Origin of the sequence: Pseudomonas pudica (assembly GCF_015680405.1) — a bacterium.
In the GTDB taxonomy this organism is placed as follows: Bacteria; Pseudomonadota; Gammaproteobacteria; order Pseudomonadales; family Pseudomonadaceae; genus Aquipseudomonas; species Aquipseudomonas pudica.
The window spans coordinates 106,607-130,563 of record NZ_JADLJS010000008.1; the positions used below are offsets into that span (position 1 = coordinate 106,607).

Annotated in this window: 19 protein-coding genes; 8 read left to right on the forward strand and 11 right to left on the reverse strand. The window is 63.7% G+C overall.

The window, feature by feature from the left end; genetic code table 11:
* Positions 1–120: 120 nt before the first annotated feature.
* Entirely contained in the window at positions 121–525 is a 405-nt protein-coding gene (locus IRZ77_RS08820) for a hypothetical protein (RefSeq protein ID WP_108480492.1), read from the reverse strand.
* A 248-nt stretch (positions 526–773) separates the two neighbouring features.
* Between IRZ77_RS08820 and IRZ77_RS08825 the strand changes: the two genes are divergently transcribed.
* From IRZ77_RS08825 to IRZ77_RS08840, 4 genes are all read left to right on the forward strand, one after another.
* A complete protein-coding gene (locus tag IRZ77_RS08825; protein WP_196173290.1) occupies positions 774–4,613 on the forward strand; it encodes a sensor domain-containing protein in 3,840 nt (1,279 codons plus the stop codon).
* A 285-nt stretch (positions 4,614–4,898) separates the two neighbouring features.
* Positions 4,899–6,152 carry a serine hydroxymethyltransferase gene (gene glyA / locus IRZ77_RS08830; RefSeq protein ID WP_003256308.1) on the forward strand — a complete coding sequence of 418 codons (1,254 nt, stop codon included), beginning with the start codon at positions 4,899–4,901 and terminating at the stop codon, positions 6,150–6,152.
* 142 nt (positions 6,153–6,294) lie between these two features.
* Positions 6,295–6,888: a hypothetical protein gene (locus tag IRZ77_RS08835; protein WP_153670662.1), complete on the forward strand. Its 594-nt coding sequence runs from the start codon at positions 6,295–6,297 to the stop codon at positions 6,886–6,888.
* A gap of 89 nt (positions 6,889–6,977) precedes the next feature.
* Positions 6,978–7,931: an arsenic resistance protein gene (locus IRZ77_RS08840; RefSeq protein WP_153670661.1), complete on the forward strand. Its 954-nt coding sequence runs from the start codon at positions 6,978–6,980 to the stop codon at positions 7,929–7,931.
* 23 nt (positions 7,932–7,954) lie between these two features.
* Here IRZ77_RS08840 and IRZ77_RS08845 read toward each other — a convergent pair whose 3' ends face one another.
* From IRZ77_RS08845 to IRZ77_RS08885, 9 genes are all read right to left on the reverse strand, one after another.
* A complete protein-coding gene (locus IRZ77_RS08845; RefSeq protein ID WP_052970534.1) occupies positions 7,955–8,278 on the reverse strand; it encodes a RidA family protein in 324 nt (107 codons plus the stop codon).
* Positions 8,279–8,322: 44 nt separating this feature from the next.
* A complete protein-coding gene (locus IRZ77_RS08850; RefSeq protein WP_196173292.1) occupies positions 8,323–9,741 on the reverse strand; it encodes an aldehyde dehydrogenase family protein in 1,419 nt (472 codons plus the stop codon).
* 12 nt (positions 9,742–9,753) lie between these two features.
* On the reverse strand, positions 9,754–10,797 hold the full coding sequence (locus tag IRZ77_RS08855; RefSeq protein WP_046616170.1) for a homoserine dehydrogenase: 1,044 nt from the start codon (positions 10,795–10,797) through the stop codon (positions 9,754–9,756).
* Between the two features lie 208 nt (positions 10,798–11,005).
* The gene (locus tag IRZ77_RS08860) at positions 11,006–11,443 is read right to left on the reverse strand and encodes an Lrp/AsnC family transcriptional regulator (RefSeq protein ID WP_153670659.1); all 438 of its coding nucleotides are present in this window, start codon (positions 11,441–11,443) and stop codon (positions 11,006–11,008) included.
* Entirely contained in the window at positions 11,440–12,828 is a 1,389-nt protein-coding gene (locus IRZ77_RS08865) for a threonine synthase (protein WP_085601707.1), read from the reverse strand. Before IRZ77_RS08865 ends, IRZ77_RS08860 begins: the two co-directional genes overlap by 4 nt.
* A 23-nt stretch (positions 12,829–12,851) precedes the next feature.
* On the reverse strand, positions 12,852–13,736 hold the full coding sequence (locus IRZ77_RS08870; RefSeq protein WP_046616173.1) for a LysR substrate-binding domain-containing protein: 885 nt from the start codon (positions 13,734–13,736) through the stop codon (positions 12,852–12,854).
* A 37-nt stretch (positions 13,737–13,773) separates the two neighbouring features.
* Positions 13,774–15,222 (reverse strand): amino acid permease, encoded by a 1,449-nt coding sequence (locus tag IRZ77_RS08875; protein WP_196173294.1) that lies wholly within the window; start codon positions 15,220–15,222, stop codon positions 13,774–13,776.
* Positions 15,223–15,365: 143 nt separating this feature from the next.
* Positions 15,366–16,637, reverse strand: a complete 1,272-nt coding sequence (locus IRZ77_RS08880; protein ID WP_196173296.1) for a cystathionine gamma-synthase family protein — start codon at positions 16,635–16,637, stop codon at positions 15,366–15,368.
* Between the two features lie 170 nt (positions 16,638–16,807).
* Positions 16,808–17,692, reverse strand: coding sequence for a homocysteine S-methyltransferase family protein (locus tag IRZ77_RS08885; protein WP_196173344.1), 885 nt, complete (start codon positions 17,690–17,692; stop codon positions 16,808–16,810).
* A 118-nt stretch (positions 17,693–17,810) separates the two neighbouring features.
* Between IRZ77_RS08885 and IRZ77_RS08890 the strand changes: the two genes are divergently transcribed.
* The gene (locus tag IRZ77_RS08890; protein WP_046616177.1) at positions 17,811–18,632 is read left to right on the forward strand and encodes an ABC transporter substrate-binding protein; all 822 of its coding nucleotides are present in this window, start codon (positions 17,811–17,813) and stop codon (positions 18,630–18,632) included.
* Complete coding sequence (locus IRZ77_RS08895) at positions 18,629–19,450, forward strand: amino acid ABC transporter permease (protein WP_046616178.1); 822 nt, start codon at positions 18,629–18,631, stop codon at positions 19,448–19,450. The genes IRZ77_RS08890 and IRZ77_RS08895 overlap by 4 nt, the downstream gene beginning before the upstream one ends.
* Before the next feature lie 114 nt (positions 19,451–19,564).
* On the opposite strand, the gene IRZ77_RS08900 is transcribed toward IRZ77_RS08895, so the two are convergent.
* A complete protein-coding gene (locus IRZ77_RS08900; RefSeq protein WP_046616179.1) occupies positions 19,565–20,494 on the reverse strand; it encodes a malate dehydrogenase in 930 nt (309 codons plus the stop codon).
* Between the two features lie 446 nt (positions 20,495–20,940).
* On the opposite strand from IRZ77_RS08900, the gene IRZ77_RS08905 reads away from it, so the two are divergent.
* Positions 20,941–22,422, forward strand: a complete 1,482-nt coding sequence (locus IRZ77_RS08905; protein ID WP_328314851.1) for a sensor histidine kinase — start codon at positions 20,941–20,943, stop codon at positions 22,420–22,422.
* Positions 22,407–23,756, forward strand: a complete 1,350-nt coding sequence (locus tag IRZ77_RS08910; protein WP_046616180.1) for a sigma-54-dependent transcriptional regulator — start codon at positions 22,407–22,409, stop codon at positions 23,754–23,756. The genes IRZ77_RS08905 and IRZ77_RS08910 overlap by 16 nt, the downstream gene beginning before the upstream one ends.
* The last annotated feature ends 201 nt before the right edge of the window (positions 23,757–23,957 follow it).

Here is a 23,957-nt window from a genome sequence, read left to right on the forward strand (position 1 = left end):
GGGTAAGCAAGGGTTGAAGGTGGAGGCAGGATCGATTGAATGATTGGAAAACTCATGACCTGTGCCGGCCTCTTTCGCGGCTGAAGCCCCACACAGGGACCGCACAGGTCTTGAGATGGCTCAGACGTGACGCTGCCTGGCCTTGCCGCGCGGCAACCGGCAGCGCTCGCCCTGCTCGGCCAGGCGCGCGGCCCAGGCGGACTTCACGCTGAAGCCACCGCTACGAGCCGGCTGCTGCTCGGCAGCTTTGGCCGGTTTGGCTGCCGCAGGCACACTGCTGACGACCTTGGCCGCCGGCTTGACCTCGGCCACGGTAACTGCCGGCTCAGCTGCCGCTTTGGCGGTCTTGCGCAGTTCAGCCAGCGATGGGCTCTTGCTCTTGGCGACAGCTGCCGCCTCGGGTTTGCTCAGCGAACGCTGGCAGGACTTGCAGGATACGTCCTCGGTCACGGCAGTGCTGACAAGGGTCTGACTGCTGCGCCCGCAGGCGGAATCGAGGCCATTGGAGGAAAAGTGAGTAACCAAAACCGAACATCTCCGATGCGTTGTCATTTGAAGCGGGCGCTATTCTCGCACAGGTTGCAGGGGCTTGCCGAACCACCGGGCAGGCACCACCGGTCATATTGGCTGGCACTTTGCCATAATCCTAGGCATGCTAGCTCGTTTGGGGTGTCCGGCCTTATAGTGCGCCACCGCGGTCTGGCAACCAGACACCGGCACACACCGTGCATGATCCATACCTGCCATCGCCAGCTCAATCGCAGGATCAACGCTTGACCAATCTTACTCATCCGTCGTCATTGCGTTCCGCGCCACAGGCGCCCGTCGCGTCGCTGCGCGGGTCGATAAAGGGTGCGCTGGCGCTGCTGGCCCTGATACTGCTGGGCCTGCTGCTGTGGCAGCTGTTCGCCCAGTTCAACCATACCCAGGCCGACCTGCGCAAACAGAGCCTGGATGCCACCGCCGAACTGGCAGACCACCTGAGCCTGAACATGGCCTTCAAGGCCCAGCAGGCCATGAATGTGGTGCAGCCCTACGTCAAGGCGCCGACGCCCTCGGCCCTGCCCAGCCTGCTGGGTACCCTGCGCGAGCGCCTGCCGGCCCTGCAAAGCATGGCCTGGCTGGACGCTACCGGGCAGGTGCAGGCCGACAGCCTGGCCGGCAGCCCCGACCGCCATTTGCTTGACGAGCTGCTCAGGCTAACCCAGGGCAGCCCGTACTTCTTCACCAATTCGGCAGACAACAGCACCCTCTACCTGCTGCTACGCCAGGCCACCGAGCAAGGCCGCGGCTACTGGCTGCTGCGCCTGTCGCCAGACTACTACCGCACCCTCACCTTCCACCTGGATGGTGCCGGCCACCCGCTTTGGTTGCTGGAAAACAGCCGCAACGGCGAGGTACTGCAAAGCCATGCCCCAGCCGATACCAGCAACGAGCCGCTGCAAAGCGTGATGCTGGCCTTCCTCGACAACAGTACCTGGCAGTTGCGCGGCCTGTTCGACGCCAAGCTGGCCCAGCAGAAGCTGCTGCCGGCGCTGCTCGGCAAATGCCTGCTGGTGCTGTTCTGCGCCCTGCTGCCAGTGCTGGCCCTGATCAACATGCGTCGCCGCCAACGGGCGCTGCAGGAAGACCGCCGGCGCTACCAGGAAATCTTCGAAGGCACCGGTGTGGCCTTGTGCGTGCTCGACCTGTCCAGCCTGCCCGGCCAACTCGACCGGTACCACCTGCGCAACCGTGCCGCGCTCAAGCACAGCCTGGCCCTGGACCCCAACCTGCGCCGCTCGCTGCTGCTGGAGCTGAAGATCACCGAGATCAACCAGGTGGCCCGCCAGTTGTTGAACATCGACTGCCACGAAGGTGCCTGGCAGCGCCTGATCGACGGCACTGGCGATGGCCGCGACAGCATCGGCATGCAACTGATCGACGCGCTGATCGAGCAGCGCCCGCTGCTGGAGCTGGAAGCGCGCCTGCCGGCGCCGCTGGGTGGTGAGCTGCACCTGTGGCTGATGGCCCGCCTGCCGCAGCAGCGCCGTGACTACCAGGCGGTAATCCTCAGCATCAGCGACATCACCAGCCGCAAGCAGGTGGAGCTGTCGCTGCTGGAGCGCGAAAGCTTCTGGTCGGACGTGGTGCGCACCGTGCCCGACCAGCTGTACGTGCAGGACGTGCTCAGCCAGCGCATGATCTTCAGCAACCGCCACCTCGGCCAGACGCTGGGCTACGACCGTACCGAGCTGGCGCAGATGGGCGACCGCTTCTGGGAGCTGCTGCTGCACCCCGAGGACGCCGCGCACTACCAGGCACTGCGCCAGCAACAGCGCGACAGCGGCCATGACCAGCCCCTGCACTGCCAGCTGCGCTTCCGCCACCGAGATGGCGGCTGGCGCTGCTATGACATCCGCGAACAAGTGTTGACCCGTGACGCCGATGGCCTGGTGACGCGCATCATCGGCGTGGGCAAGGACGTGACGGTGCAGATCGAGGCCAGCCAGTCGCTGCGCGACAGCGAACAGCGCTACCGCATGCTCGCCGAAAGCATCAGCGACGTGATCTTCTCCACCGACAGGCTGCTCCAGCTCAACTACGTCAGCCCCTCGGTGAAGGGCGTGCTGGGCTACCAGGCCGACTGGATCTTTGCCAATGGCTGGCAGTCGATCGTCGCCAACCCGTCGCAGCTCACCGGTATCTACAGCCTGATGGAGCGCGTCAGCAAGGCCATGGGCGACCCGGCCCAGCTGGCCCAGCTGGCCCAGCTGCGCAGCCAGCTGCCCACCCAGCTGTTCCTGTTCGACTGCCTGCGCGCCGATGGCCGCAAGATCCCCATCGAACTGCGCCTGGTGCTGGTATGGGACGATGAAGAGCGCTTCGAAGGCGTGCTCGGGGTAGGCCGCGACATCAGCCAGCAACGCCGCGCCGAAAAAGACCTGCGCATGGCCGCGACGGTATTCGAGCACTCCACCTCGGCCATCCTCATCACCGACCCGGCCGGCTATATCGTCCAGGCCAACGAAGCGTTCAGCCGCGTCAGTGGCTACGCCGTCAGCGAGGTGCTCGACCAGTTGCCGGGCATGCTTACCGTCGACGAACAGCAGGAGGGCCACCTGCGCTACGTGGTCAAGCAGCTTTACCAGCGCGGCAGCTGGGAGGGCGAGGTGTGGCTCAAGCGCCGCGACGGCGATCACTACCCGGCCTGGGTCGGCATTACCGCGGTGCTGGACGATGAAGGCGACCTGGCCAGCTACGTGTGCTTCTTCACCGACATCAGCGAACGCAAGGCCAGCGAACAGCGCATCCATCGCCTGGCCTACTACGACGCCCTCACCCACCTGCCCAACCGCACGTTGTTCCAGGACCGCCTGTACAACGCCCTGCAGCAGGCCGAGCGGCAAAAGGCCTGGGTGGTGCTGATGTTCCTGGACCTGGACCGTTTCAAGCCGATCAACGATTCCCTCGGCCATGCTGCCGGCGACCGCATGCTAAAGGACATGGCCCAGCGCCTGCTGGCCTGCGTGGACAACGACGACACCGTGGCGCGCATGGGCGGCGACGAGTTCACCCTGCTGCTGCAACCGCGCGCTACCCGTGAGATGGCACTCAACCGCGCCATCCACGTGGCCGAGAACATCCTCGGCAGCCTGGTGCGGCCGTTCGTACTGGAAAACCGGGAGTTCTTCGTTACCGCCAGTATCGGCATCGCCCTCAGCCCGCAGGATGGCAGCGAGCTGAGCCAGCTGATGAAGAACGCCGACACCGCCATGTACCACGCCAAGGAGCGTGGCAAGAACAACTTCCAGTTCTACCAGGCGGAGATGAACGCCAGTGCCCTGGAGCGCCTGGAGCTGGAGAGCGACCTGCGCCATGCCATGGAGCAGAACGAGTTCATCCTCTACTACCAGCCGCAGTTCAGCGGCGACGGCAAGCGCCTGACCGGTGCCGAAGCCCTGCTGCGCTGGCGGCACCCGACCCGCGGCCTGGTGCCGCCGGGCGATTTCATCCCGGTGATCGAAGAGCTGGGCCTGGTGGTGGACGTGGGCGACTGGGTGCTGCGCGAGGCCAGCCGCCAGCTCAAGGCCTGGCACAAGGCCAAGGTGCGCGTACCCAAGGTGTCGGTGAACATCTCGGCGCGGCAGTTCTCCGACGGCCAGCTGGGTACGCGCATCGCAACCATACTGGAAGAGACCGGCCTGCCACCCGCGTGCCTGGAGCTGGAGCTGACCGAAAGCATCCTGATGCGCGAAGTGAACGAAGCCATGCAGATTCTCGCCAGCCTGAAAAACCTCGGCCTGAGCATCGCGGTGGACGACTTCGGCACCGGCTACTCGTCGCTGAACTACCTCAAGCAGTTCCCGATCGACGTGTTGAAGATCGACCGCACCTTCGTCGACGGCCTGCCTGAAGGCGAGCAGGATGCGCAGATTGCCCGGGCGATCATCGCCATGGCCCACAGTCTCAACCTGGCGGTAATTGCCGAAGGGGTGGAAACCCACGAACAGCTGGAGTTCCTGCGCGAGCATGGTTGCGACGAGGTGCAGGGCTACCTGTTCGGGCGGCCGATGCCGGCGAACCAGTTCGAGGCGCAGTTCGCCAACGAGAAGCTCTTCATGTTCCATTGAGCAGTTGCCTGCACTGGCCCTATCGCCGGCAAGCCAGCTCCCACTTCGACCGCATGGACCCTCAAGCCCTGTGCAGTATCTGTGGGAGCTGGCTTGCCGGCGATGGGGCGCAAAGCGCCCTCAAAAACGGACCTGCGAGTCAACTCCAACCCCCGCCCAGCCCAGACACGGCGCGGGATGCAACATGAAGCCCATTGGTCCGCGACTTGATGCCACTTCATATGCCAGCCGCGAATCAATCGGTTAGAATGCCCCCCCAATTCACCCCGATCCTTGAGGACCGCCATGTTCAGCCGTGATTTGACCATTGCCAAGTACGACGCCGAGCTCTTCGAAGCCATGCAGCAAGAAGCTCTGCGCCAGGAAGAGCATATCGAGCTGATCGCTTCGGAAAACTACACCAGCCCGGCAGTCATGGAGGCCCAGGGCTCGGTCCTGACCAACAAGTACGCCGAAGGCTACCCGGGCAAGCGCTACTACGGTGGTTGCGAGTACGTCGACGTCGTCGAACAGCTGGCCATCGACCGTGCCAAGGAACTGTTCGGCGCCGACTACGCCAACGTTCAGCCGCACGCCGGCTCCCAGGCCAACGCCGCCGTCTACCTGGCCCTGCTGTCGGCCGGTGACACCATCCTGGGCATGAGCCTGGCCCACGGCGGCCACCTGACCCACGGTGCTTCGGTAAGCTCCTCGGGCAAGCTGTACAACGCCATCCAGTACGGCATCGACAGCAACGGCCTGATCGACTACGACGAAGTCGAGCGCCTGGCTGTAGAGCACAAGCCGAAGATGATCGTTGCCGGCTTCTCGGCCTACTCGCAGGTGCTGGACTTCGCCCGCTTCCGCGCCATCGCCGACAAGGTCGGTGCCTACCTGTTCGTCGACATGGCCCACGTTGCCGGCCTGGTTGCCGCTGGCGTGTACCCGAACCCTGTTCCGTTCGCCGACGTGGTCACCACCACCACTCACAAGACCCTGCGCGGCCCGCGCGGCGGCCTGATCCTCGCTCGCAAGAACGAAGAGATCGAGAAGAAGCTGAACTCCGCCGTCTTCCCTGGCGCCCAGGGTGGCCCGCTGGAGCACGTCATCGCTGCCAAGGCCATCTGCTTCAAGGAAGCCCTGCAGCCTGAGTTCAAGGCTTACCAGCAGCAGGTAGTGAAGAACGCCCAGGCCATGGCCAGCGTGTTCATCGAGCGTGGTTTCGACGTGGTTTCCGGTGGCACCCAGAACCACCTGTTCCTGCTGTCGCTGATCAAGCAGGAAATCTCCGGTAAAGACGCTGACGCCGCCCTGGGCAAAGCCTTCATCACCGTCAACAAGAACTCGGTACCGAACGACCCACGCTCCCCGTTCGTCACCTCGGGCCTGCGTTTCGGCACCCCGGCCGTTACCACCCGTGGTTTCAAGGAAGCCGAGTGCCGCGAGCTGGCTGGCTGGATCTGCGACATCCTGGCTGACCTGAACAACGAAGCGGTGATCGATGCCGTGCGTGAGAAGGTCAAGGCCATCTGCAAGAAGCTGCCGGTTTACGGCAACTGATTGGCAATTGCCTGACAGGAAAAAGCCCGGCCTAGTGCCGGGCTTTTTTGTTTACCGCCGCTGCGCGGAACCGGTTCCGAATGGGTGCATTACCACGACAGGGATAACTTGCCGCTTCTTGTCCCCCCTTCGGAAATACGCCATGACCGATCATAAATCACTGTCATTCACCGCATTCCTGCAGATAGCCGGCTGCCCACTCAATACACTCGACAGTATCTGCAAAGGCCCCATTATCCTCACCAGCCCCACCAATGGCCTTGGCCCCGGCCTCGATGGTAGCCGCGCTCTGGGCATGCTTGATGGCACGGATGAAGACTGGGAACTGGGCAAAGACACTGGGCTGATCACTTTTGACAAAGGCCCCGATGCATTACCGCTGCTACTGTATTTTCGCCATTTCGATAACGGCTACAGGCTTTATGTGCGCAGCGGCAAACATTTTGGTGAAGGCATTTTCAGCAACGCCAACGGCTTGATAACGGCTCAGCCCATAACAGACCGTGATCCTGGCCTGTGGAAGTTGATCGATATCCAAAGTGGTCGGCCATTCGACCTTGCACGGTGCGAGGGTTCTGAGTTCGATGTCCAGATGGCAAGCGCCGAAGGGCACCCAGTCGAGGCCCATTTCCTTTATCCCGTCGGCGCCTTCCTGGCTTCTTATCCTGCCGCTCATCAAGGGGATGTGACCTTGATCATTCAGGAGCGGGAGGTGGACTGGTTGAGCGCAGGTTGAGAGGCCTGGGCAAGTAATTGAAGGCGCGCCCTCAAGGGGCGAAGCGTATTAACCTGTGTCCCTTTCCACCAACGGACACAGGGCCTACCTTGACAAGAGAACAGCTCGAAACCCAGCAGATCCCGATCTACTTCGCCGCCGTGCTGGCCGCCGTCGCCTTCGGCGTGCTGACCAGCGATACTGCGCGCCATCTGGAAGTCCTGGTCACCCCCGCCATCGCCGTGCTGATGTACGCGATGTTCCTGCAGATCCCTTTCCTCGACCTGCGCCAAGGCCTGAGCAACCGGCGCTTCATCGCTGCCCTGCTGCTGGCCAACTTCGTCCTCGTGCCGCTACTGGTCTGGGCCGTCACCCGCGGGCTGGTCGAACACCCGGCAATCCTCATGGGTGCGCTGCTGGTGCTGCTGACGCCGTGCATCGACTATGTGGTGGTGTTCACTCACATCGGCAAAGGCGACGCCCGCCTGACTCTGGCCGCTACCCCCGTGCTGCTGTTGGTGCAACTGGCGCTGCTGCCAATTTACCTGGCCCTGATGCTGGGTGACAGCAGTAACGTGGCCATTTCCGTCACCCCGTTCGTGGAAGCCTTCGTGCTGCTGATCGTGCTGCCGATGGTCCTTGCCGTGCTCACCAGCGCCGGCGCCCGTCGCTTGCGCACGGTCTCGACCTGGAACGACGCCTGGGCGTGGATGCCGGTACCGGCCATGGCCTTGGTGCTGGTGGTAGTGATCGCCTCGCAGATCGGCGTGGTGCTGCGTGATTTCGACCGCTTGCTGCCGGTGATTCCGGTGTACATCGGCTTCATGCTGCTGGCGCCCGCGCTGGGCTTATTATCGGCGAGGCTGCTGCGCTTGCCGGCCACCGAAGCACGCTCGGTAACCTTCAGCGCCGCCACGCGCAACTCGCTGGTCGTACTGCCGCTGGCGCTGGCGTTACCGGAGGACATGCGCGGTTTGGCGGCGGCAGCTGTGATTACACAAACATTGGTGGAGCTGGCAGGTGAACTGGTCTATATCAGGGCGGTACCCCGAGTCGTGCGCTGACCCGGGGCCTCGGTCACTCACGGTCAGGAGCGCTCAGGGCACACGGCAAACACCTGTACCTCGACCAGGTAACCCTCTCCCAGGTCTGCGCCTACGCAAGCCCGTACTGGTTTCGGACAACCCTGCAACCAGGCGTCGTACACTTCATTGACCAGGTCGAAGTGGCTGTAGTCGGCAATCCATAACTGAACCCGGGTCAAATGTTCCTTGCCGACGTTAGCCTCAGCCATCAGCCCATCGATCGTACTCAACGCCTGGCGCAACTGCCCCTGCACATCCTGGCGCAGGTCGTCCGCGACCACGCCTGCCGTTTCGAACAGGCCCCTGTAGCTCACCGCCAGCGACATCCGTTCGCCTTGGCCATACCGTTCGATCATCAAGATTCCTCCTCTTAGCCCATCTGGTTGAGGCAGACGACTTTGGGCTGGGTCATGTCCTCGTAGGCGAACCGCACCCCCTCGCGCCCAAGGCTCCCATATTTGGAGCCACCGAATGGCATGGCATCGAAGCGGTAGTCGGACGAGTCGTTGATCATCACGCCGCCCGTCTCGATACGCCGCGCCAGGCTCAACGCCAAGGACAGATCGCGGGTAAACACACCGGCGTGCAAGCTGTACTCCGGGGCGTTGGCCAACGCAATCGCCTGCTCGATATCCTCGAAAGGCGCCAGCATCACCACCGGTGCGAATACCTCTTCACGCCACAGCCGGCTGCCATGGTCAACGCCTTCCAGCACCGTCGGCACATAGGTAGCCCCTTGCCGCTCATGGCCGCAGAGCAGGCGAGCACCGTCCTGAAGGGCCTGGTTCACGCGCTCTTCAATCTGGCGGGCCGCGCCTTCGGTGATCATCGGCCCCATGTCGGTTTCGCGCAGGCCAGGATCACCCACCACCATCGCCTGGGTCAAAGCAACGAAGCGCTGGCGGAACGCCTCATAGATCGAAGCGTGCACCAGGATGCGCTGGGTGCCGATGCAGTTCTGCCCGGCCGCCCAGAATGCGCCTGACACACAAGACTCGACAGTGGCCTCGAGGTCGCATTCCTTCAGTACCAGCACCGGGGCGTTACCGCCCAGGTCCATGGCAAGTTTTTTCAGGCCTGCCCCGCGGGCAATCTGTTCACCCGTGGCGAAGCCGCCCGTGAAGGAAATCATCCGCACTTCACGCACGGCCACCAGAGCCCTGCCCAGTTCGGCACCGCCAGTGGCCACGGTGACGACAGCCTCCGGCAGCCCTGCATCAACCAGGTACTGCACCAGCTTCAAGGCAGACAGCGGGGCCAGCTCCGAAGGCTTCAGAATGACCGCATTGCCTCCGGCAATCGCTGGCCCCAGCTTGTGCGCCACCAGGTTGAGCGGGTCGTTGTAGGGGGTGATGGCCAGGATCAGCCCCAACGGCTCGCGAGTGAACCAGCCCTGGCGTGACTCGGAGCCTTCATAGGCATCGAAAGGCACCACCTCGCCGGCGTTGCGCCGCGCTTCCTCGGCAGACAGCTTGAGCGTGTTGATGCAGCGTTTCACCTCCTTCTCGGCCTGACGCAGGGTCTTGCCCGCTTCGTCGACAATCAGGCCGGCAAAATCCGCGGCGTCACGTTCGATCAGCCGGGCGGCCTGCTCCAGAATGCTGGCGCGACGGTGCCGGGGCAGCGCTGCACTTTCGCGCACGCCCTGGCGGGCACGGACAAGCAGACCTGGCACCGCATCGGCAGCAAGGTTGGCGACGCTGCCGACCAGGCTACCGTCGAAGGGGCTGTACACATCGATCAAGGCGGGTTGCTGGGCGGCTACCCGGGACACGGAAGTCAGGCTCATGAAGGTTGCTCCTCAGGCCGAGCGGCCAGCGTTGTGGATGGCGACGATATCCGACAGCAGGGCGAATGCCGTTTCGACACGCCCCGCACCCGGGCCGGACACGGTCACAGCGCCCAGCAATTCGGTGTTGAACGCAACCGCATTGGTGGCACCGGAAATACCCGCCAGGGGGTGGTTGCCGGGCAGCAGGCGCGCTTCGACGCTGGCACGCACCGAGCCATCGGTTTCACGGCTGGCACTGCCGATCAGTTTCCAGCGCTTGCCCGCCGCCTGCGCCTGCTGGATAGCCGCGCTGTCGAGGCTGCTGATGCCGCTGCAGGTGACATCGTTCACCTGCAAGCAAGCACCGAGCAGCTCGTTGGCGAGAATCACCACTTTGAGGCGCACGTCATGCCCCTCCACATCGGCGCTCGGGTCTGCCTCGGCGTAGCCAAGTGCTTGCGCCTGGGCCACCGCATCGGCAAAGCCAAGCCCCTCTTCCATACGCGTCAGCACATAGTTCGAAGTGCCGTTGAGGATGCCCTCGAACCCCACCAGGCCTGCGCCGGCCAGCGTCTGGCGCGCCATGCGCAGCACCGGTGTACCGCTCATCACAGCGCCTTCGTATTCGAACGACACGCCATTGGCCTTGGCCAAGGCCTTCAGCGCCTGGGCATGCAAGGCGATCGGCCCCTTGTTGGTAGTGACCACATGCTTGCCCGCTTCCAGCGCCCAGCGGCAGAAGGTTGCCGCCGGTTCACCGTCCTTGGGGTTGGTGAAGGTGGCCTCGGCGATGATGTCGGCACCGGACTGCTTGATCACCGACTCGTTGAACGCCTCTGCCGAACCCTGAGGGATCTGCGCCAGCGCGCCCTTCTGAGCGGGCAGAGCAGCCAGCGTGGCCGCGTCCAGGCCATTGCGGTCGATTGCCGAACCCAGGAACAGGTCGGTGACGCCAACGATCTTCAGGCCAAAGCCCAGCTCTTTCTGCCAGCGCGCATTGCGTTCAGCGATCAGTTGGGCCAGGGCACGGTTCACGCCGCCAAAGCCAACGAGTGCGATCTTGTATTCGGTCATGGTTTGCTGTCCTTTCCAGGCGATTGGTCGATGAGGACAAGCCTAAGAGCCGGGCAATGCCAGTTGAATATGGCAATCCGCTGTATTTACTGGCCAATCTGACCAGTGCCCGATGCACGCCCGAGCGACGCCAGAATGCACAACGCCGCCAGGGCGCAAGCCCGGGCGGCGTTGTTGTAGCGAGGGTTGCCAAACGCGAGTGCGCGGCTCAGATCACCGAGGCCAAAACGAACGATGTCACGGTGTTCTCGACCCCTGGCATGGCGGCAATCTCCTTCCATACATGGTGCACCCGTTCCGGGCTGGAAGCCTCGACGCGCAGCAGCAGGTCGAACTCGCCGCTGAGCACTTCACACTGGATCACCTCGGGGATCTGGCGCAACGCCTCGAGCACAGCTTCTCCGCGCATGCGGTCATAGCGGTAGACGAAGATGACCGCGTTGATCAACGAGGTCGGTCGTCGCCCCTCACCGATGCGCAAGGTGTAGCCCTGGATGGCCCCGTCACGCTCCAGGCGCTCGATGCGCTGGCGTACCGCATTACGCGACAGGTTCACCTTCAGCCCCAGCTCGGCATGGGCAATGCGTGCATTGGCGGTGAGCTCGGCGAGGATACGCTCGTCCAGGGGGTCGAGGATGCGCTTCATCGTCCTGCCTGCAACCTGGCCAGTAATTCATGAACCCCCGCCAGGTCGTCGGGTGCCAGCAGCGGCCCGCCGCCTGCAGCATCCACGACACTGGCCGGTACTTCGCCATGCCAGGCCCCCAGCTCCGCCAGCAACCCGGCGGACTTTTCCGGGGCAAACTGCCCCAGCGTGACGATGGGCGCGCCAATGTTGCGCCGGTGCAGACGCCCGGCGAATGCCCCGGTGGCAGCGTGTGGGTCTACTGCGCTGCCGGTTTCGTGGAACAAAGTGACGATTTCTTCGCGGATCAGCGCGTCATCCACGGCATAGGAGTCGAACAGCATGCGCGCATGCAACCACTGGCGGTTGCCGATGCTCAACTCGCCACAATCCTCGAAGTGCTCCATCAGCGCCCGGGTCGCTTCGCCATCGCGGTCATACAGCTCCCAGACGAAGCGCTCCAGGTTGGAGAACAGCGAGAAGTCCATGACCGGCGACAAGGTCTGGCTGGTTGAGCCACGACTGTAGCGATTGCAGTGAATGAACCGGTGCAAGGCATCGTTGCGGTTGGTGGAGACAATGATCTGGTTGATCGGCAGGCCCATTTTCTGGGCAATGAACCCTGCGTAGATCTCGGCAAAACTGGCCGTGGGGATGCTGAAACCCACAGGCCGATTGCCCCCACCCAGCTGAAGCGCCGCGTGGAAATAGAACACGATCTGCGCCAGCACGCCGACCCAGTTGGTCGAGTTGAAGCTCACGGGTATCAGCCCGGGGCATGGCCATGCACGCAGCAACGCCGACACCAGCGACTGGCAGTCATCGAAGCTGCCGTCCACGGCCACGCAGCTGACGCTGTCGGAAGCGGCACTGCGCATCACCGCCGCCCGGTCGGCCGGTGTCCCTGCACTGGGGTACAGCGCCAGCAAGCGTGCCGTAGGGCAATGCCGCAAGGCTTCGATAGCGGCCACCGCCGTATCGCCGTTGCTGGCACCGACCAGCATGACCCGTTCGCAATCGGCCCCCAGGAAATGGCGGATGAGCCGCGCCTGCAACTGCGCGGCGAAATCCTTGGAGGACCGGGTGGGCCCGTGAAACAGCTGCAGGATCCATTCGTTGTGGCCAATCTGCTGCAACGGCGCGATGCCACGGTGCTTGAACCCGCGATAGCTGTCGCTGACCAGCGCCCTCAGGGTCGGCTCGTCGAGCGTGTCGCCGACAAACGGTGCCATCACCCGCCAGGCCAGTTCGTCGAACGGCAACCACGACCAGCTGGCAATCTCTTGCTGGCTGAAGGTCGGCACCGCGGCAGGCACGTATAGCCCGCCATCGTCGGCCAGCCCGGAAAGCAGCGCCGTGCGAAAATCAACCCGTATCTCGTTGCCGCGCGTGGATGTGTACTGCATCGGTGCTCCAGGTAACTATTTGATTAACGGTGGGCCATCGCCACCAACCAGTGGCTGAAGGCTTGGGCATCCGTGGACAACGCCTCACCCAGGCCACGTACCAGGTAAAACGACTCGCTCGCCTCGATGCGCTGGGCAAAAGGCGCCACCAGCCGCCCCTCCTGCAGCAAGTCCTCCACCAGCGACGAGCGCGCCAGCGCCACCCCAAGCCCCAGTTCCGCCATGCGCAAGGTCGCCACCAGGGTGTCGAACTGCAGGCCGCTGGAGGAGTCGACCTGATCGGCGCCAACCCGCTCCAGCCAATAACCCCACCCCTCCTCGTAACCCAGCACATGCAGCAACGGGACGCGGGCCAGGTCGCGCGGCTCGCGTAGCGGGGAGCCGGCAAGCAGCGCAGGCGAGCAGACCGGCACCAGCACGTCGCGGGTCAGGCGCTGCGCTTCCACTCCCGCCCACTGGCCGCTGCCCCAGCGGATTTCCAGGTCATCCTCGGCATCCAGTTCCTTGACCCACAGGTTGCTGATGTAGCGGATGTCCACCTGCGGGTGCGAACGGCGAAAATCGGCCAGTCGGGGTGCCAGCCAGAAGTGCAGGAACGACAGGCTGCCGCGCACTTTCAGGGGCCGACGCTGGCGTTGCCCGAAAATTTCATTGGTGCCTACCGCCAGCCGGCTTATCGCATCCTGCACCACCGGCAGGTAGGACTGGCCCTCTTCAGTCAACCCCAGCCCCCGGGGCAGGCGCTTGAACAGCGCCACCCCCAACTGGCTCTCCAGGTGGCGGATCTGCTGGCTCACGGCCCCCTGGGTGAGGTGCAGTTCCTCGGCTGCATGGGTGAAGTTCAGGTAACGCGCCGACACTTCGAAGGCTCTGAGCCAGTTCAAGGGGGGCAGGGTTTTCTGGGTCATCGGCGGTTTCTCGTGGCAACGTTCCGGAGGCCTAGTATCACCCTGCTCTGGCGGCCTCGGAACCTGGCGCGACGACTTCCAGCGGGACTGCTTGGCGGCGGCGGAACTTGCACGTCAGCCAATAGGCCAGGTAGCACCAGGCAATGAAGGGCAAGCCGAAGTACAGGGCAACGCGCTGGGCGGGGTCGAAGGCAATGCCGACGCAGGCCAGCACGCAGCAGAAGATGGCGGCCAGCGGGACGAACGGGTAGCCGCGCACCCTGAACTTCAGCTCTTCGAGCTTGCCGCCATTGGCGATGTAATGGCGACGAAAAGCCATCTGGCTGGCCGCGATGCTGATCCACACCACCACCACCGCCAATCCGGAAATGGACACCAGCGCCAGGTAGATGGTGTCGGGGGCAAACACACTGCTGAGCAGCGAAGCCATGCCACCCGCCATGCTCAGGACGATGGCATTGAACGGCGTGCCACGACGCGACAGTGCCGCATACCGGCGGGGCATGTTGCCTTGGTCGCTGAGGGTCCACAGCATGCGCGCCGCAGCATAAAGCCCGGAGTTGGCCGCCGACAGCAGCGCAGTGATGATGACGAAGTTCATGATGTCCGCTGCATAGGGGATACCGATCATGGCAAAGACCATCACGAACGGGCTTTCAACCACACCGGCCTGTTCACGCGGCAACAAGGTAGCCAATACAAAGATGGTGCCGACGAAGAACAGCGCCAGACGCAGGACCGTGGTGCGGATGGCCTTGGGTACGTTCTTTTCCGGGTCACGGGTTTCGCCGGCGGCGATGCCGATCAACTCGGTGCCCGAGAACGCGAAGGCCACCGCCAGCAGGGTCATGGCGATCGACCAGAAGCCCGTAGGGAACAGCCCTTCGCGGGTGAAGTTGCCCAGCCCGACACTGTGCGCCTGGGTAATTTCGAAAACGCCCAGGATCGCACCGCCGCCCACCACCAGGAAGGCAATCACCGCCAGCACCTTGATCAGTGACAGCCAGAATTCGGTTTCGGCAAACGACCGCACCGAAATGATATTGCTGATGAATACCGCAAACCCGAACAGCGCACTCCATATCCACACCGGTGTATCGGGGAACCAGCGCACCATCAGGATACCGGCGGCGGTGAATTCCGAGCCGATGGCCACGGTCCAGGTCAACCAGTACATCCAGGCCACCATGTAGCCTGTACCCGGCCCGAGGTACCGCGTGGCGTAACTGCTGAACGAGCCGACTTCCGGCATGTGTACCGCCAGTTCGCCCAGGCACATCATCACCAGGTAGACCATGATGGCGCCGAGCACATAGGCGATGACCGCCCCCAGCGGGCCCGCCTGGTTGACGGTATAGCCCGACGTCAGGAACAGGCCGGTACCGATGACACCGCCCAGCGCCAGCATGACGATATGGCGGGCTTGCATATCCTGCTTGAAGCTGTGCGCCGAAGCATTTCTCGTTGTCGTTGTCTGCAGGGACATTGTGGTTTACTCATGAAAGTTGGCGGGCAAGGACGTTGCAACGACCTCGTCTTGGCAGAGCGAAGCGAATTGCCTTGCATATTGTTTTTGTTCGACTTCATGAAGTGGCACCCACTGCAAGGAGCGGGTGCTACGCGCCGGCCTCAGGCCTGTGCTTCGGCCAGGCAGGCGTCTTCGTCACCGTACAGTTCCTTTGCTGCGGCCATCTCCTGACGCACCGATGCACAGGCCTGTGCCAGGTCTGCCAGCAGGTCCTCGGTGTCCTCGATGCCCACCGAAATGCGCACCAGCCCTTCGGAAATGCCAAGGGCCAGCCGTTCTTCGAGGGTGTTTTCCACATGGCTGGTGGTGCGCGCCGGGCCGTAGATGGTTTCTACCGCGCCCAGATTGCCCGCCCGATGGGCGTACTTCAGGCGCGGCAGCAGTCGCGCCACGGTGGGCATGCCGCCCTTGAGCACGAAGCTGACGATGGCGCCGAAGCCACGCATCTGCGCCTTGGCGATCGCATGGCCGGCGTGCTGGGGCAACCCGGGGTAGTTGACCGCTTCGACCAGCGGTTCGGTGGTCAGGTAATGCGCCAGGGCCTGGGCGCTGGCCTGCTGCTGACGCACACGCAGGGCCAGGGTCTTGATACCGCGGATGATCAGGTAGGCGGAAAACGGGTCCAGCGCCGCACCGTTGATCTCGCGGTAGTGGCGTACCTGCGCCATCAACGGCTCGGCACCGCACACCACCCCGCCCAGCACGTCACCGTGCCCGGACAGGAACTTGGTCGCGCTGTGCACTACCACGTCCACGCCCAGAGCCAGCGGGTTCTGGTTCAGCGGGGTAGCGAAGGTGTTGTCGGCCACTACCACGGCGCCGGCCTGCCGGGCGGCAGCGCTCAGGCGCTCGATGTCCAGTACCTTAAGGGTGGGGTTGGTTGGGGTTTCCAGATACAGCAGGTCGCAACCTGCGGCGATCTCGCGCTCCAGCGCCTCGGTGTCGAGGGTGTCACACAGGCAGACCTGCACGCCCATGCGCGGCAGGAACTCTTCGAAAATCTTGTTGGTGCCGCCGTAACTGTCGCGGGTCGATACCACTCGCTTGCCGCTTGAGAGGAACGTGTGCAGCACGGCACTGATGGCAGCCATGCCGCTGCTGAATGCCACCGCCGACTCGGACTGCTCCAGCTCGCACAGCTTAGCTTCCAGCGTGGCGACTGTCGGGTTGCTCATGCGGCTGTAGATGTAGCCCGGCAACTTGCCCTGCGCCACGTCGTACCAGGCATCGATGTCGTTGTAGCCGTAGGCGGCACTGACCACGATCGGGGTCTGGGTAGCGTTGTACGGGTGCTGGACCTGTTCCCCGCTCCACACCACTCGCGTACCGATACCGGCCGCTGCATTGCCCTCGATTTTTTCGTTGTTGTTCATATCCGGTTCCCGCACCGCTGAGTTGTGTACACCGATTCGGCATCGGCTTTCAGCGGACTATAGGGGCATGGCGGGGGGACTGAAAAACGATGGAATCCGGGTCTGAGTAACGTTTTTTTTAATGGCTGGATGCCGAGCGGGCGCGGAAGCCGCCCGGCACCCTGCCGGCTTCACGCCAGGTTGCGTTTCAGCTCGGCAATATGCTCCGGGCCGATGCCACAGCAGCCGCCGATCATGCTGGCACCCCGCGCGCGCCAGTCGTTGGCCCATGCCAGGTAACCCGGCGGGTCCAGGTCTTCGCGCAACTCATCCAGGCCGTCGTTGGCGGTGGCTTCCTTCGGTTGCGGCGGGAAGGCGTTGGCATAGGCGCCGATGGCGATGTCGGCGTTATGTCGCTCGGTGACCGAGCGCGCTACCTCCAGTGCAGCGCCAATGACCTCGGGCTGGCTGCAGTTGAACAGCACAGCCGCCGCCCCCAGACCCACCACGGCTTCGATGGCATCGGCCACCGGCTCGCCGGAACGCAGGCGTGGCACCTCGTCGACCTCTTCATCCTGCAAGGTGAACGATACCCAGAACGGCCTGCCATCTGCCGGCAAGTGGCCGTGGATGGCCCGCACCTCGGCAACCGAGCTCTGGGTTTCCGCCAGCCACAGGTCAACATGCGGGGCCAGGCCCTGCAGCAACGGGGTCAGCACCTCCTCGACGCGCTCGGGCTGGAACAGGTCCGGACGATACGAGCCGAACAGCGGCGGCAGCGAGCCTGCCACCCTGACCGGGTGCGCACCGGCATCGGCGGCATGCCGCGCCAGCTGGCCGGCGATATTGGCCAGTTGTCGCCCTTCCTTGGCAAAACGCTCTTCGCCGATGTGGAACGGCACTACCGCATAGCTGTTGCTGGTAATGACCTGGGCACCGGCAGCGATAAACGCTGCGTGCACGCCAACCACCGCTTCCGGCGCCTCGCTCAGCGCCAGCGCCGACCACTCGGGCTGACGAAACGGCGCCCCGCTGCGCTGCAGCTCACGGCCCATGCCACCGTCGAGAATTACCATCGCTCGCTGTTTCATATAACTACTCTAAAGGTACTTATGAATAAAATTCATTATGTGGGTGACACTTATAACTATTAAATACAGCTTTCTATAATTGGCCAACATTTCAGGTATGTCCATGCGATTTTCTACTGTGCTCGGTGCGGGCCTTGTGCTGCTCGCAACTGCTTCCCAGGCCTTTGCCGGTGCCACGCTGGAGCGGGTTGAATCGCGCAAGGAGCTGGTCAACGTCCTGATGGAAAGCTACCCGCCGTTTTCCTTCCTCAATGACCAGAACCAGCTGGACGGTTTCGACGTGGATGTGGCCAAGGCCGTGGCGGACAAGCTGGGCGTCAAGCTGCGCCTGGAAACCCCTTCGTGGGACGTGATCGCCGCTGGCCGCTGGAGCGGCCGCTACGACATCTGCATCTGCTCGATGACCCCGAGCAAGGCCCGCGCCGAAGTGTTCGACTTCCCGGTGGAGTACTACGCATCGCCTGCGGTGATCGTGGTCAACGCCAAGGATGAACGCATCCTCGGCGCCAAGGACCTGGAAGGCCGCAAGGTGGGTTTGACCAGTGCCTCGAGCTACGAGAGCTACCTGAACAAGAACCTGGTGATCGAAGGCAACGAAGACAAGAAGCTCGAATACCCCTTCGACTTCGTGCAGATCGCGCCTTACGACACCGACAACGTTGCCTTCCAGGACCTGGGCCTGGGCGCCGGCGTACGCCTGGATGCCATCCTCACCAACCTGGTGACCGCACAGCCGCGCCTGGACCAGGACAAACGCTTCAAGCTGGCCGGCGCCCCGCTGTATGAAGAGCCGAACTCGGTGGCCATCGAGAAAGGCGACCCTGAGTGGGATGCCAAGGTGCGCCAGGTGTTTGCAGAGTTGAAGGCCGATGGCACTCTGGCCAAGCTGTCGCAGAAATGGATTGGCGCCGATATCAGCAAATGAGCACCTTCCCATCGTCCCCCAAGCCCGTGGTCAAGCCCACGGGCGCCGGCCTGTTCGGCTTTCGCACCCGGCTGCTGCTGACCTGGCTGGCGCTGTTCGGCCTGTTCGTCGCGTTTTTCCTCAGCTTCGACCTGAAGTTCTCGATCATTCTGGAGAAGTTTCCAAACCTCGCCGGTTTCAAGCTGGGGCCCAACGGCTTTCTGCAAGGCGCGGCGCTGACCCTGTTCCTGTGCCTGTGCTCGATGCTGGTATCGGTGCTGTTCGGCTTTGCCGCCGCCCTGGCGCGGTTGTCGAACAGCGCGGTGCTGGTGGGTGTCGCCAGCTTCTACACCTCGTTCTTCCGCGGCACGCCGCTGCTGATCCAGATTCTGCTGATCTACCTGGGGCTGCCGCAACTGGGCCTGGTACCGGGCGCCATCAGCGCCGGTATCATCGCCTTGTCGCTGAACTATGGGGCCTACCTGAGCGAAATCTTCCGGGCCGGCATCCTCGGCGTCGCGCGCGGGCAACGTGAAGCGGCACTGGCGCTGGGCATGCGCACGCCGCAGATTTTCTGGCATATCGTCCTGCCGCAGGCCATGCGGGTGATCATTCCGCCTACCGCCAACCAGTTCATCTCGATGCTGAAGGACTCATCGCTGATATCGGTGATGGGGGTGTGGGAGGTGATGTTCCTGGCGCAGTCGTACGGGCGGTCGAGCTATCGGTACCTGGAGATGCTGACCACGGCGGCGGTGATCTACTGGGTGCTGTCGATCTTGCTGGAGCTGGTGCAGGCGAGGCTGGAGCGGCATTTTGGCAAGGCTTATCTGCGCTAGGGGCCAGGCTGGGTTAGCTGGGACACTGTGGGAGCGGCTTTAGCCGCGAACACCGGCGCAGCCGGTGCCATGCACCGCGTTGAGTTCTTCGCGGCTAAAGCCACTCCCACAGCGTTACAGCGCCTTCATTTCAGCAATATCCCGCGCCACCTGATCAGCAGATTGGTCGAACATCCCCTGCTCCTGCGCATCCAGCGGCAACTCGATCACCCGCGCCAGCCCCTCTTCTGCCAGTACGCAGGGCACACCCATGGCAATATCCGTGCGCCCGTATTCGCCCTGCAGAATCGCCACCGCCGGCAAGATGCGGTTTCGCCCGTTGGCGATCGCATCGACCATCTGCGCAATCGCCACCCCCGGCGCATCACAGGCGCTGCCCAGTTTCTTCAGCCCCAATATCTCGCCACCACCCTTGCGCGTGCGCTCCACGATCTGCTCGATCTGCTCACTGGACAGGAAGTGTGACAGCGGCACCGAACCGATCTGGCAGTAGCGCATCAGCGGCACCATGCTGTCGCCATGCCCGCCCAGTACCAGCGCCGTGATATCCCGGGCGGAAAACCCGGTCTGCTCGGCGATGAAGCACTTCATGCGTGCGGTATCCAGCACGCCCGCCTGGCCGAAAACCTTGTTGCGCCCCTGCCCGCTCAGGCTCCAGGCGCGATAGGTGAGCACGTCGACCGGGTTGGACACCACCAGCACGGTCGCGGTGGGTGCATGCTGCTTGATGTCGGCCATGATGCCGTCGAGGATGGGCAGGTTGATACTCAGTACATCCTGCCGCGACTGCCCAGGCTTGCGCGGCACCCCTGCGGTGATGACCACCAGCTCGGAGCCCTGCAGCATTTCAGCCTTGGCCCCGCCGTAAACCCGGGTATCGGACCCCGACTCGACTGCCGCCTGCCACACGTCCAGCGCCTTGCCTTGTGCCATCTCGCCCTGCACATCCATCAACACCAGCTCACGGCACAACTCATCCCGGGCGATGATCTGCGCCGCCGCCTCGCCGACCATGCCGGCACCCACGATTGTCAGTTTGTTCACGTGACACCTCCCAGCGGCGCGCGCCACCAGGAACACGCCTGCAATACAGAGAAGTATCGCCTGCTGAGGCGAAAAGACCACACAAAGGCAAATGTAAGCTCCGCAGCAGGAGCGAGTTCACTCGCGATCACCTGGAGTCGACTAAAGCTAGCGCGGTCCCTGTGGGCTGTGCTGTCGCGTAGAGAACCGAATTTGCAAGCGATACGCGTACCCTGTGGGAGCGGGCATGCCCGCGAAGAATCCAACGCGGTGCATGGCACCGGCTGCGCCGGTGTTCGCGGGCACGCCCGCTCCCACAAGGTCCCTGCCAACTCAATAAGTTATGTGCAGTTCTATGGGAACTGGCCTACCTGCGATGGGCTGCGCAGCAACCCATAACCCTACCCGACAGGAATAGACCACCAGGTGGCCTTTAGCGGGCCAGCCGCAATGGTGGAATACCAGCCGTGTTTCGAAAGCTCACCGACCCTGTCCTTGCACGGCGATTTCCCATCTGGCAAGGTTGCCATCAGAACGCCCACCGATTGACCAGCGGTGCGCCACATCAAAGGAAACCGGACCTGTCGCTGCAACCCTCCGTTCGACGTGATCTGCTGATTCTGTGGCTTTCCATTGCCGCCGTTGCGCTGGTGCTGGGATGGCTGCTGCTGGTCATCAGCCGCCAAGGCGCCGGCCCGCAGATTGCGCAGGCGCGCCAACTCACCTCGACCAGTTGCCAGGCGCTGCAGGCAGGTGCAGTACGCCTTCGCCAGCAACTTCCGTCTGCGCAAGATCAACCCTATCTCATGACCCCAGCTGCAGCGCAGGCGGTGCTTGATCTGGCACTGCGCGACCAGCCGGGCATGGAGGGCGGCTTCTGGCGAGCGGATGCGGGCGTGGTGGCCTACGCGTTCCCAACCTACGACGGCACGGGAATCAAGCGCGATCCGCCGAGTGCCGAGTTGGAGCGCATTGCCTCCACGGCCCAACGCGCACAGGATTCCGCAAGCCTCGTGGCAGACGTGCGACCGGGTTTACGCGAAGCCGTGGCTTTCGCCGCATGCCCTGTGGAGAGCGCAGACCGGCAGCTGATCGCCTGGACCCTGATGCGCGTGCCGCTTTTGGCCACAGAAACAGTCAACACCTTGATCCTCGCGGTGAGCCTGCTGCTGGCGCTGGTCGTGGTCTCCGGCGCATGGCTGGGCAGGATGATTTCGCGTTGGCAACGCCAGTCCACCCATCTGCGACAGCAACTGGCCCAGTCCGAACGCCTGGCCACGTTGGGGCGTGTTTCCGCCGGGCTCGCGCACGAAATCCGCAACCCATTGGGCACGATGCGCATGAAGGTGGAAAACGCGATGGCTGCCCCGGCCGACCGGCGCGAAGCACGTGTGGCTGGCGCCCTGGAAGCCGTACTGTCGCAAACGGCACGCCTGGAGACGCTGGTGTCGAGCCTGTTGGCATTGACGCAACCGTTCCACGCCGAGCGCCAGGCGGTTGACCTGCTGGCATGGCTGGAGGAGCGGCGCAATGCCCACGCCGAAGCAGCGCAAAAGAAAGGCGTACGAATCACTCTGGCGGTTGAACCGGGGCTGACCGCCAGCGCAAAGGAAGTTGCGCTGTTCGACCCAGCACAAATGGCGCGGGTCTTTGACAACCTGCTGCTCAATGCGCTGACGCACACGGGAGAACACGGTGAAATCGAACTCGGTGCGCATCGCACGCGCCGTGGCGCATTGCTGTTGTGGGTGGCGGACGACGGCTGCGGCATTCCGGCCGACTTGCGCGATACACTGTTCGAACCGTTCTCCACCACCCGCACAGGCGGTACCGGCCTGGGACTGGCGCTGGTGCGCGAGATCGTGCAGGGGCACGGCGGGCGGGTCGGTCTCGCCAGGTCGACCAAGGGAGCGCGTATAGAAATGGAGCTACCGTGGCCCGAATCCTGATCGTCGACGATGACGCCGCGTTCCGCGACAGCCTTGCAGAAATGCTGCAAGACCTGGGGCATGCGGTGCTGCAGGCTGAAACCACCGATGCAGGCCTGCACCGACTGCGCACCGAGGCCGTGGATGCGGCCATCGTCGATCTGCGCCTGCCGGGCGAGGATGGCCTGGTGTTCCTGCGCCGCGCGGCGCGCATCTCGCAGGTGCCCTGCATCATGCTCACCGCCTATGCGAGCGGCGGCAACACCATCGAGGCGATGAGCCTGGGCGCGTTCGACCATCTGACCAAGCCCGTGACCAGGGCCGCCCTGCTCGAAACGCTCGAACGGGCCCTGCGGCGAACAGCCCACACCCCGGACAGGCCCCAGGCGGCCGGGGCCTCAGCTGCCGCAAGAGAACCCGTGGATGAAACCGAACTGGTCAGCAGCAGCGAGGCCATGCGCCAGGTCTTCAAGCGAATCGGGCTGGCCGCGAACTCCGATGCCACCGCCTTGATCCTCGGCGAGACGGGCACCGGCAAGGAACTGGTGGCGCGCGCCCTGCATCGCAACAGCGGCAGAGCCAGCGGCCCCTTCGTTGCAGTGAACTGCGCCGCGATCCCGGCCGACCTGATGGAAAGCGAGCTGTTCGGGCATGTCAAAGGCGCGTTCACCGGTGCCGTCAATGACCGCACCGGGCGCTTTCGTGAGGCCGATGGCGGCACCCTGTTCCTCGACGAAATAGGCGATATGCCGCTGGCCACCCAGGCGAAGATCCTGCGGGTGCTGCAGGAACGCGAGATCACCCCCGTGGGCGCCAACCGTGTCCAGCCGGTGAACGTGCGCATCATCGTGGCCACCCACCGAGACCTGCCCAGCGCGGTCAAAGAGGGGCGCTTCCGCGAAGACTTGTGGTACCGCCTGCAGGTAGTGCCCCTTTGGCTGCCGCCGCTGCGTGAGCGCCTGGGCGACGTGCTGCTGCTGGCCGAACACTTTCTACGCCTGCTGGGCGGCGACTCGCCGAAGCGCTTGAGCGCAGCAGCAGCCCGCTTACTGCTGGCCCATCCCTGGCCTGGCAACGTGCGCGAACTGCGCAATGCCATGGAGCGCGCGGCCATCCTCAGCCACGGCCCAGTCATCGATGTCGAACACATCGGGTTGCAGCCAGCGGCTGCGCTCCCCCCGGGCCTGGACATCGACTGGGAAGGCCCCATGGCACAGGCCGTTGCCCGCCTGGAGCGCGAAATGATCGTTCGCGCCCTGGCTGCGACGGCAGGCAACCGCGCAGAGGCGGCGCGGCGTCTCGGCCTGTCTCGCCAGCAGCTCTATCGCAAGCTGGCCGAGTTCAATCTGGACTAACCCCTTCGCACGCAAACCGGTGTCCGATTCCGTGACACCCTGGCGTCCCGAGATCGGACGGCACATCGCCTGGAAATTTCATAACTATTTGATTTTAATGAAAATATTATTTGGCATGGCGCTTGCCCTGCAGGTTGGGTGCTTTTCCCGACCAAGGAGCTTCTCCAATGTCCAGGTATTTCATCGCCACGTCTGTTGCGC